9 protein-coding genes are annotated in these 11,085 nt (G+C 42.0%); 4 read left to right on the top strand and 5 right to left on the bottom strand.

What is annotated here, in order from left to right:
• Positions 1-114: 114 nt before the first annotated feature.
• Entirely contained in the window at positions 115-555 is a 441-nt protein-coding gene (locus tag H6G77_RS26200; RefSeq protein ID WP_190590936.1) for a hypothetical protein, read from the bottom strand.
• A 168-nt stretch (positions 556-723) separates the two neighbouring features.
• Entirely contained in the window at positions 724-3,729 is a 3,006-nt protein-coding gene (locus H6G77_RS26195; RefSeq protein WP_190873107.1) for a valine--tRNA ligase, read from the bottom strand.
• Positions 3,730-3,791: 62 nt separating this feature from the next.
• Between H6G77_RS26195 and H6G77_RS26190 the strand changes: the two genes are divergently transcribed.
• Genes H6G77_RS26190 through H6G77_RS26180 form a run of 3 tightly spaced genes read left to right on the top strand, consistent with a single transcriptional unit; the run spans position 3,792 to position 6,504 of the window.
• On the top strand, positions 3,792-4,217 hold the full coding sequence (locus H6G77_RS26190; RefSeq protein ID WP_190590947.1) for a GxxExxY protein: 426 nt from the start codon (positions 3,792-3,794) through the stop codon (positions 4,215-4,217).
• 51 nt (positions 4,218-4,268) lie between these two features.
• Positions 4,269-5,537, top strand: a complete 1,269-nt coding sequence (locus H6G77_RS26185; protein ID WP_190873106.1) for an MFS transporter — start codon at positions 4,269-4,271, stop codon at positions 5,535-5,537.
• A 4-nt stretch (positions 5,538-5,541) separates the two neighbouring features.
• Positions 5,542-6,504, top strand: a complete 963-nt coding sequence (locus H6G77_RS26180; RefSeq protein ID WP_190873105.1) for an N-acetylglucosamine kinase — start codon at positions 5,542-5,544, stop codon at positions 6,502-6,504.
• A 221-nt stretch (positions 6,505-6,725) separates the two neighbouring features.
• Here H6G77_RS26180 and H6G77_RS26175 read toward each other — a convergent pair whose 3' ends face one another.
• From H6G77_RS26175 to H6G77_RS26165, 3 genes are all read right to left on the bottom strand, one after another.
• Positions 6,726-6,968 carry a hypothetical protein gene (locus tag H6G77_RS26175; RefSeq protein WP_190590961.1) on the bottom strand — a complete coding sequence of 81 codons (243 nt, stop codon included), beginning with the start codon at positions 6,966-6,968 and terminating at the stop codon, positions 6,726-6,728.
• Positions 6,969-7,123: 155 nt separating this feature from the next.
• Positions 7,124-7,672, bottom strand: coding sequence for a phosphate-starvation-inducible PsiE family protein (locus tag H6G77_RS26170; protein ID WP_190590962.1), 549 nt, complete (start codon positions 7,670-7,672; stop codon positions 7,124-7,126).
• A gap of 86 nt (positions 7,673-7,758) precedes the next feature.
• Positions 7,759-8,685 carry a lipopolysaccharide assembly protein LapB gene (locus tag H6G77_RS26165; RefSeq protein ID WP_190674744.1) on the bottom strand — a complete coding sequence of 309 codons (927 nt, stop codon included), beginning with the start codon at positions 8,683-8,685 and terminating at the stop codon, positions 7,759-7,761.
• Positions 8,686-8,955: 270 nt separating this feature from the next.
• Here H6G77_RS26165 and H6G77_RS26160 point away from each other — a divergent pair, with 270 nt between their 5' ends.
• On the top strand, positions 8,956-11,004 hold the full coding sequence (locus H6G77_RS26160) for an elongation factor G (protein ID WP_190873104.1): 2,049 nt from the start codon (positions 8,956-8,958) through the stop codon (positions 11,002-11,004).
• The last annotated feature ends 81 nt before the right edge of the window (positions 11,005-11,085 follow it).

The following is an 11,085-nucleotide window of genomic DNA, read 5'->3' as shown; positions in this document are numbered from 1 at the left end:
TATGGGTGAATGTTGGGTTATTTTGCATCTGCCTATTTAATACCGCAGCGCGATCGCAAAATATAAAAGAAATGCCTTTTTCCCTAAAACTCTTTTGTTATTGAAAGGCATTCTTCAACTACTAGTAGCCTCATCGTTATATCCGTTTCTCTCGCGCTTGAGACTTTCTTCTAAAGCTTGAATTTGTTCGCGGCGGGCTTCCAATTCTAGAGAACGACGCGCCAAATCTTGATTTTGCAAAGTCAGAGATTGTCGCCACTGTTCCGCGCGTTCTGCTTCTTGTTGTAAAAGTTCTGGGGTAATGCCAGTGGTGAGGTAAGACTCAACTAAATTCATTACCCAATTACTAGCTTCTTCTAATTTTTCGATTTCACCGGTGGCAGAAATCTCTACTAAAACTAGTAAGCCTTCGCTCATAGTTTTACCTTTCCCCAGCAAAATAAAAGCTTCTTCGGGAATAATTGCCCAGAGTTTATCAGTATCTTGACGTGCTAACAAACGCAACTGGTACTGGTCTAAAAATTCGTTTTTATGTACCTGAGCTAGGTATAGCATGATCGTCTTTTTGCTCCAGCTTACAATTAAAAATTAAAAAATAAGTACAAAAATTTCTATTAAACAACAAAATTAAAATACTGATTTTGTTTTGAAAATCATCCTTGGGCAATGGGTGATGACTCTGCCATTACCCATTGTCGTGATGTTAGATCATTCAGGCTATGTTTACTGTAATGCCTGGAGGCGATCGCGCAAAATTTCGGCTTGTTTCTCAGCTTCAGCTAAGGCATCTTTCGCCCCTTGTACCACGTCGGCGGGAGCTTTATCCACAAACTTAGGATTGCTTAACCTACCTCTGAGAGACTGGGCTTCTGCTTCGATTTTGCTGAGGTTTTTCTCTAATTTGGCACGTACGGTTTCAATATCAACAACACCAGTCAAGGGAATGACCACTTGAACTGTACCAACTACCCCAGCAATGGTTTGTTCTGAGGCTGGTAATGGTTCTGCAACTGCTGTTGGTTGTTGTGAGACAGTATTCACTGGTTTAGGTTTGGCAAATAATATACTGCGGGCAATAAACCACATACTATAACCTAAACCCACAAGTTGAAAGAAAGTACCAGCTAAGGGAATGCGATTAACTGTGTCGGCTACAGCCAAACCAACGCGCAGAAAAATTAGCCCCACAAATATTAAGCCAATTGTTTTCCAACTCCAGCGTGATTTTGCGGGTGCGACAGTTTGGCTTTTTTGTTCGGCGGCAATGCTTAAGGTTTCCACCTTGGCTAAATCTTGAATATAAGCTTGCCCAGCTATGAGAATTTGCTGTTCTTGCAAATTACCTGTTTGCAAATTCACCTTGACTTTTGCCCCTGGCTTAACATCCGCCTCCGCCCGTAAATTGCGAATTGTGCGGATAGTGCCGATTAGCAGGTCAAACTGTGCTTCTAAAGCAGTATCAATCAAGTCGGCATTTGCTTGGGGATAAGCTTGTAAAGCCAAAGTTTGTGGAGAATCTGGGTTTTGTTGGGTGAGGGTTTGCCAAATTTCCTCGGTGATGTGGGGCATAAAGGGATGCAGTAATTTTAAAATCCCTTCCAGCACGTAGGCGAGGATTTGTTGGGCGGCGCGGCGGGATGCGGGGTCTGCACCTGGTTGTAAGCGGGATTTCACCAACTCAATATACCAGTCGCAAAAATCGCCCCAAATAAATTCGTAAATTCCCTTGGCGGCTTCCCCTAAACCATAGTTATTGATGTAACTGGTAGTTTGATTAATAACTTGATGATAGCGAGAAAGAATCCAGCGATCGCTTAATTCAGTGCTGAGTGCTGAGTGCTGAGTGCTGAGTGGTTGTCCGAGTTGAGAGGGGGTTTGCCCATCCAAATTCATCATCACAAACCGCGCCGCATTCCACAACTTATTCGCAAAGTTACGCGCAGCCTCCACCGATGCTGACTCATCAGTTTTGCGGTTGTATTCTAAGCGAATATCTTGACCTGCACCCGCAACTTCCTTAACTAAGGTATAGCGCAGGGCATCTGTGCCGTATTTATCAATCAAAATCAACGGGTCAATGCCATTATTCGCCGTTTTCGACATTTTCTTATTGTTTTCATCCCTGACCAAACCGTGGATGTAAACTGTCTGGAACGGCATTTTTCCCGTAAAATGACCAGCCATCATCGTCATTCTGGCAACCCAGAAAAAGATAATGTCAAAACCTGTAACTAAGGTAGTCGTGGGGTAGTACTTAGCTAAATCGGCAGTTTGTTCCGGCCAGCCCAAAGTCGAGAACGGCCACAGTCCCGAAGAAAACCAAGTATCTAATACATCCGGGTCTTGCTGTAGCTGGACATTTTCACCAAATTGGGCTTTTGCCTTCTCCCAAGCTTCATCAGCCGATTTCGCCACCACAAACGGCGTAGTATCAGTAATTTGTCCGTCTGTTTCACTCACCGCGTACCAAGCGGGAATTTGGTGTCCCCACCACAATTGACGAGAAATACACCAATCTCTGAGACTGACCAACCAATCACGGTAAACCTTTGTCCAGCGTTGGGGAACAAACTCAGGAGAATCTTTTTGGTCGAGAAATTGTAGGGCGTTGTCTGCTAGTGGGCGAATTTTGACAAACCATTGAGTGGATAGGAGAGGTTCAATGGGGACTTTACCGCGATCGCTATAAGGAACGGTATGCTTATAATCTTCTACCTTCACCAAAAACCCATCCGCTTCTAAACGAGACACGACATTTTTTCTCGCCACAAAACGGTCTTGTCCTTGAAACTCCCCAGCATTAGCGTTGAGAGTGCCATCCTTATTCAAGATATTAATAAACGGCAGATTGTGACGCTTACCCATTTCAAAATCATTGGGATCATGGGCTGGAGTCACCTTCACGCAACCAGTCCCGAAAGCGGGATCAACCAACTCATCGCCAATAACCGGAATTTCCCTCTGCATAATTGGCAGAGTTAAAGTTTTACCAATCAAATGCTTATATCTATCATCATTGGGATTCACCGCCACCCCAGTATCGCCCAACATCGTTTCCGGTCGAGTCGTCGCCACTTCCACATAACCAGAACCATCTGTTAGCGGATAGCGGAAATGCCAGAGATTACCATCAACCTCCTTTGATTCCACCTCCACATCCGACACCGCCGACTGAGTAGCCGGACACCAATTCACCAAATATTCGCCACGATAAATTAATTTTTCATTGTAAAGACTTACAAAAGCTTCCACCACAGCTTTCGATAAGCCTTCATCCATTGTGAACCGTTCCCGCGACCAGTCCACCGACACACCCAAGCGGCGCAACTGATTCACAATTGTTCCCCCAGACTCCGCCTTCCACTGCCAAGCGCGGTTCAGAAATTCCTCACGCCCCAACTGGGCGCGAGTTTTACCTTCTTTTTTGAGTTGTCTTTCTAATATTGTGTGGACAGCAATACTAGCGTGGTCAGTACCCGGTAGCCACAAAGTATTGCGTCCCTGCATTCGGTGATAGCGTACCAGAACATCAATTAGCGCACTTTCAAAAGCGTGACCCATGTGCAGACTGCCAGTGACATTTGGCGGCGGAATTACAACACAATAAGGTTCACCGCTATGATTTGGGTCAGCTTTGTAAACTTGGTTGTCTTCCCAGAATTTTTGCCACTTAGCTTCAGTGGTAAAGGGATCGTAGAGACTGGGAAGATTCGAGATAGTTGCGGTCATGCTGGGAAAATTAACTGTGGAAGAACTTTAATAAATTTTGCCACAGGGTTGGAGAGGGTTTGATGGAAACGAACCGCCAAGATGCCAAGAACGCCAAGAGAAGAGAACCAAGTCAAGAGTTAGATAAACTAGCTTATGCTGTGATTGGAGCAGCGATCGAGGTGCATCAGATTCTGGGGCCAGGGTTTTTAGAGGAGGTGTATCAGGAGGCACTAATTATAGAATTTTTAAGGAGAGGAATACCTCATGAGTTTGAAAAGAGCGTAACAGTTTATTACAAAGGCCATGAAGTAGGTAAAGGTAGATTAGATTTCTTGGTTGCTAATTCTCTAATTGTGGAGTTAAAAGCAGTCCAAAACCTAGCCCCGATTCACGAAGCACAAGTCCTTTCTTACCTAAAAATGACCAAATATCCTCTAGGTCTCCTCATAAATTTTAATGTCCCTCTTCTCAAAGACGGCATCAAACGCATTATCCTTTCTTCTTAATCTCTTCTTGGCGTTCTTTGCGTCTTGGCGGTTCGTTTAAAAAATCATCCTATGTCACGTTCACCCTCCCCCTGGCTTTACATCCCCACCCTATATTTCGCCTCCGGTGTACCTTACATCATCATCAACACCGTCTCCGTCATCTTTTACAAAAAACTCGGCGTAGACAACACCCAAATTGCCGTATGGACAAGTCTTCTCTATCTCCCTTGGGTCATTAAAATGTTCTGGGGGCCAATTGTTGATACTTACTCCAGCAAACGCAACTGGATACTCTACACCCAACTAGCAATGTTCTGTTGCTTGGGTTTAATTGCCTTTTGTTTACAATTGCCCAATTTCTTTTTTATCTCCCTCGCCGCCTTAACAGTGGGAGCATTTATTTCTGCAACTTATGATATTGCCACAGATGGCTTTTATCTATTAGCTTTAACTCCTGAACAGCAAGCCTTTTTTGTCGGCATTCGCTCATTATTTTATCGGCTGGCGGTGATTTTTGGTTCAGGACTACTAGTTGTTTTAGCGGGACAACTTGAAGGCTATCTCAAGAATATTCCCTTAAGTTGGACTGTAGCCATTGGTTTTTCGGCAGTAGTTTTAGCCATACTTTCTCTGTTTCACCGTTTCAGTTTACCCTTACCCGACTCCGATCAACCACGGCAGTTACAAGCCACAGATAAAATCCCATTTTGGACAATTATTAGTTCCTATTTTGCCCAAGAAAAAATTATAGTCGTTCTAGCATTTATCTTGCTTTACAGATTTGGCGAGGCGATGCTTGTTAAGTTTGCTTCTTTATTTTTGTTAGATAAACCAGAGGCGGGAGGATTAGGTTTATCGACATCAGAGGTGGGTTTAGTATACGGCACATTTGGCGTAATCTCACTCATTGCTGGCGGGATTTTGGGGGGATTGGTTATTGCTAAATATGGTTTAAAAAAATGTTTATTCCCGATGGCTTTAGCCTTGAATTTGCCAGATGTATTTTATGTCTATATGGCTTATGCTAAACCTTCTCTAACCTTGGTTTATCCACTGGTTTCATTAGAACAGTTTGGTTATGGTTTTGGGTTTACAGCTTTTAGTGTTTACTTAATGTATGTTTCCCAAGGGGAATATAAAACATCCCATTTTGCTATATCTACTGGGATTATGGCTTTAGGGATGATGCTACCCGGAATAGTTAGCGGTTATTTACAACCATTATTAGGATATCCATTATTCTTTAGCTTGGTGTGTTTACTGACAATTCCAGGAATGATTGTTTTATTTTTCATCCCCTTAAAAGCAGAAGCACAAAAAAGAGCGATCGCACATTAACACCATGACTTATGTTATAGGAATAGATGGTGGTGGTAGCAAAACCGTCTGTATTTTGATGGATGATAAACATCAAGTGCTAGGTCGCGGTGCAGCAGGCGCATCTAATTATCAAAGCATCGGTGTTACAGCAGCAATCCAATCAATTCATTCTGCTATTCAAACAGCAGCAAATGAAGCATTAAAGTTCACAAGTACAATTCAAATATCAGCCATCTGTTTAGGTTTAGCTGGTGTTGGACGTTCTGATGATATTGCAGTAGTTAAAAGTATGGTGCAGGAATTACAAAACAGTCAATTCCTACCCATTACTTGGGATTTACAACCAGATAATATTGTAATTTGTCATGATGCGTTAATTGCTTTAGTTGGCGGAGTCGGTCATGATGTGGGAATTGTGGTAGCTGCGGGTACTGGTTCCATAGTTTTTGGTCGAAATCACCAAGGAGAAACGAAACGTGTGGGCGGTTGGGGATATATTTTAGGTGATGAAGGTAGCGCCTATAAAATTGCTGTTGCTGGTATGCAAGCAGCATTAAAATCTTATGATGGGCGGGAAATATCAACAAGTTTAATCAAAGATTTTCAAAAGCATCTTGGCTTGCAGAATATAGCAGAATTAATCGAAGTCATATATCGGCGCGGATGGGGAGTTAAAGAAATCGCATCTTTAGCACCAATTGTAGATTTAGCAGCAACTTCGGGCGATGAATTAGCGAATAATATAATTGATGATGCTGTTAAAGAATTAGTGAAAGCTACATCTACAGTTATTGAGTCAATTTTTAGTCCTGATTCAGTTGTGGAAATTGTGACAACAGGTAGTGTATGGCAAGGCAAATCTCAAATACATGAAAGATTTACCACAGCCGTAGTTAATCAGTTTCCCCAGGTAAAAGTAATGTTTCCAAGGTATAAACCTGTTTATGGTGCTGGGTTATTGGCTTTGCAGAGTTTGGTAAGATAAAATTCGTATTTTTTGTACTTGTTAAGTAAGGATAATTGAAAAGCTTAATATGTCAGTATTGGGATATTAAGAGGACTTACGCAACTGGCATATTTTTTCTGTAGGGTGCGTGACGGCGAGCAAATTTGAACGTAGTTATGAGACGTATGGTGTCACGCACCAACCAACGATTGTGACACTTGCGTAAGTCCTGATTAAAAAATCACTTTAATTTTTATTTTTTACATTTTGCCGTGTTGCAAAACTTGTTGCAGATGTTGGCGAATTTCTTGTGCGTGTTCTATGTCAGACTGGCGCAGTCTTTGAAATAACTCTACACAAGGTTGAGAGTTTGCTTGTTGTGCATCTTGGATGTATTGATCATAAGCTTTGACGGCTTCAGCTTTATTATGCAGTACGGTGACAAAATCATATTCTAGGTTGCTAATGGGTTGTTGAGATTGTCCGTTACCTGTAGTAGTCATATATTGACCTTATGTAAGTTTCTATTTAATTTCTACTTACCCTAAAAGCGCAATTCATCTCTCTAAAAGCGTAGAAAAAAGCACAAAGGCTGCTGATGCAGCCTTAAATAAAAGTTGGATTTTTATAACCACAGAGTTATCACCTATTGGATAATTTATGTCAGTGGTTGATGTTTATCACACTGATGTGAATAGCGAAATTCTTGTTCTGGTTGTTTTTCTCTACCCCCTTGATAGACAATGGGACAAAATTTGGTGTTAGCACTGATGCAGTCCATGTGTGGTGTCTTGGCACAGACTAGTAGTAAGCTGCCTAAAATAAATAACAAGCCACAAATTGCGGCTGTTTGAATCCAAGAAATTTCTAAGGCTCCGTGAACTACTACTTCTCGCAGAACAGAGACAATTGTAACTTCTACTGCTACACCAACAGAAATGCTGTGTTCTTGCAAGTAAATCATTAAGAGTCGAAATAACTCGACTAATATTAAGACAAAGAGAATTTTGGCAGTGACTTGTTTATAGTCTAATGTGTGGGTTAGGGCAATAATTATGCTCCATATCTGCATAATCATGACTGCAAATAAGCTTAAGCACAAGACAATCACAAGTAAGTCTTGAAAAGCTTCCATATTACGAGCAATTGAATGTCGATCAAGCCAGCGATCGCAAAATAAAAAGCGACTTTTGAAGCGTTTTTGCATTGGTATCTTCCTATGAGGTAAATTTCACCCCACACCAGCTAGTCTATCCATTTCTCTTATTGTGACTTAATATTAAGATTCGCGCCTCAGCGTGGTTGGTAATTTAAATTTTGTACTTGTTGCAACAGTTTTTCGGAATTTTGTACCCACTGAACATTTCCTTGAGCTTTATATAAATCTCTCGCATATTGCAGTACTTGTGCAGCTTCGGCATATTTTTTTTGCTGCATAAATACTAACCCTGCACCATAATAAGCATTAGGATAATTAGAGTTAGATTCGGCAGATTTTCTAAAGGCTACCAATGCTTCATTTAATTTCTTTTGATTAAACAAAACTGTTCCTAAATTATAGTGAGCTTCTGCATATTTAGGATTCAGTTTAATAGCTTGGCGAAAGGCACTTTTAGCTTTATCTAGTTTACCTTGTTGCAAATAACATATACCCAGATGATAGTGAGGCTCCGGCGCATTTTTACTATATTCTGCGGCTTTTTTAAAGGATGCGATCGCCTGTTCCCAATTTTGTTGCTGTTGTCTCACTAAGCCCAAGTTATAGTGAGCAAAACCCAGTTTAGGATTTAATTCTATCGCTCTTTGTAAATAATCGTTTGCCTGTTGGACATTATTACCTTCTAATAAAGCACCGCCTAAATTGGCAAAAGCTAGGGCAAACTGGGGATCGGCTTGAGTGGCTTGATAAAATGCGTCGGCGGCTGGCTTTAATTGTCCGCTTTGCCTATATGCTAACCCTAGATTGTAATGGGCTGCGGCTAATCTTGGTTCTAGCTGAATGGCTTTTTGGAAGGATGCGATCGCCTCTTGCACTCTTCCCGCTTGAATTAACTGTAAGCCTTGATTTAACCAGTCTACAGCCGCTTGATTAAATGATTGTGCCAGCAATACAGCAGGCTCCACAGGCAAAGTTGTGGGCGTTAGCCAAAAAATACTACCACCCAAGAATGTGAGATTTATTAACCCTATTATGGGATATTTATAGAATAACCAGCCCATTTTTCGCTAATTCTAATTTAGATTAAGCTAATAAAAAATTTTGTCTCGCTGTTAGTTTTAACAAATATTTTAACTTTTCCATTAAAGTTTGATTTGCTTAATATTTCTTAAGCTAAATCTTACGACTGGCTACAATTTTTTTATCATCTGATTAAAAGGAGGATAATTACAAATTAAAGAAGGGATGATTCTCTGTTAAGAAGAATATATATCCCGAAAAAATACATACAGGTAGTGCAGGTAAGAATAACTTACCGCAAGGGAGGTTGTATGAGCGAAAAAGTCAACACGGGTTCGCGGAACGTTGCAATTGTCGGCCCTTATTTAAGTGGAAAAACTACCTTACTTGAAAGTTTATTGTTTGTGACTGGTGCGATTTCTCGCAAAGGCAGCGTTAAGGATGGTAACACAGTTGGAGATAGTGCAGCAGAATCGCGCGATCGCCAAATGACTGTAGAAGTTAGCGCCGCCAGCACCGACTATAACGGAACTCGGTTTACCTTTATAGATTGTCCGGGAAGCGTAGAATTTGCCCAAGAAACTTACAATGCTTTGATGGGAGTTGATGCAGCAATTGTCGTTTGCGAACCCATACGCGATCGCGTCCATACTCTTGCTCCTCTATTTAAATTCTTAGACGATTGGGAAATTCCCCACATTGTCTTTGTCAACAAAATGGATCGGGCAAATATTCATGTTCTCGAAACATTACACGCCTTAAAAGCCGTTTCTAGCCGTCCATTAGTGGCGCACCAATACCCCATTATGCAAGGGGAACAATTAACAGGCTTTATTGATATGGTGAGCGAACAAGCTTATCAATATCATCCCGGCGCACCAGCCGATCAAATACCTTTCCCCGAACATCTCAAAGCCGAAGAACATACCGCACGAGCCGAAATGCTCGAAGCTTTAGCAAATTTTGATGACCACTTACTGGAAGAATTATTAGAAGATATTGAACCACCCCAAGAAGAAATTCTCAACGATTTAAAGATGGAACTAGGCGCAGATTTAGTAGTTCCTGTCTTCTTTGGGGTTGCAGAACAAGATTATGGCGTAAGACCTTTATTAGAAGCACTGCTACGGGAAGCACCAGAACCAGACAGTACCGCCGAACGTCGTTTAAAACAAATCAACAGCAAAGCACCTTTGGCACAGGTATTAAAAACTTACTACACTCCCCAAGGCGGTAAACTTTCCCTTGTGCGAATTTGGCAAGGTAAATTAACCGATGGGATTGTCCTCAACGGTGTGCGTGCGGGTGGACTTTATCGCTTGATGGGACAACAACAGCAATCTGTGAATGAAGCTGTGGCTGGTGAAATTATTGCCTTAAGCCGGATGGAAGGCGTGAAAACAGGTGATATCCTCTCCACGGAAACACTGAAAACCACACTCTCGAAAGCCGAAGAGTTAGAACCTGTGTATGCGTTGGCTATCACACCCGAAAAACGCAACGATGAAGTTAAACTCAGCAGTGCGATCGCTAAACTATTAGAAGAAGATCCTTCCCTGGCTTGGGAACAACATGGTGACACCCACGAAGTGATTCTTTGGGGACAAGGCGAAATTCATTTACAAGTCGCCTTAGACAGACTGCGCCGCAAATATAACTTGCCCATGTCTACCCATCTGCCGCAAGTACCTTATAAAGAAACAATTCGTAAACCCGTTACCTCTGTACATGGGCGTTATAAACACCAAAGCGGTGGACATGGACAGTTTGGTGATGTCTTCCTCGATATCAAACCCTTACCACGGGGTGAAGGCTTCAATTTTAAAGAAACCATCGTCGGTGGTGTAGTTCCCAGACAGTATATTCCGGGTGTAGAAGTCGGTGTGCGGGAATTTCTCGCGCATGGGCCTTTAGGCTTCCCCGTTGTGGATGTGGCTGTAACGCTAACCAACGGTTCTTATCACAACGTTGATAGTTCCGAACAAGCCTTTAAACAAGCCGCACGTTTAGCAATGCAAACAGGGATACCCCAAGCGCAACCCACCTTACTAGAACCAATTTTGCGAGTACGAGTAACCACACCCAGCGAATTTACCGCCAAAGTCCTGCAATTGCTGAGTGGCAGACGGGGACAAATTCTCGGTTACGAAGGTAGACAAGATTGGCAAGGCTGGGATAATATTTCTGCGTATTTGCCTCAAGCAGAGATGCAGAATTTTATTGTCGAGTTGCGATCGCTCACTTTAGGCGTTGGTTCTTTCCACTGGGAATATGACCATCTCCAAGAAGTACCAGAAAAATTAGCCGAACGTGTGCTTGCTAGTAACGGTAATGGTAACGGTAACGGCAACGGCAAGTAATATTGAGTAAAAAATGTCTTCTCTATTCAGAATCTTGGAGTGGTAATATTTATCACTCCAATTTCTTGCTTCACAACAGTT

Source organism: Aulosira sp. FACHB-615 (assembly GCF_014698045.1).
Lineage (GTDB): Bacteria > Cyanobacteriota > Cyanobacteriia > Cyanobacteriales > Nostocaceae > Nostoc_B.
The sequence above is the reverse complement of the archived record's forward strand: the minus strand, read 5'-3'. Positions and strand labels throughout refer to the sequence as shown.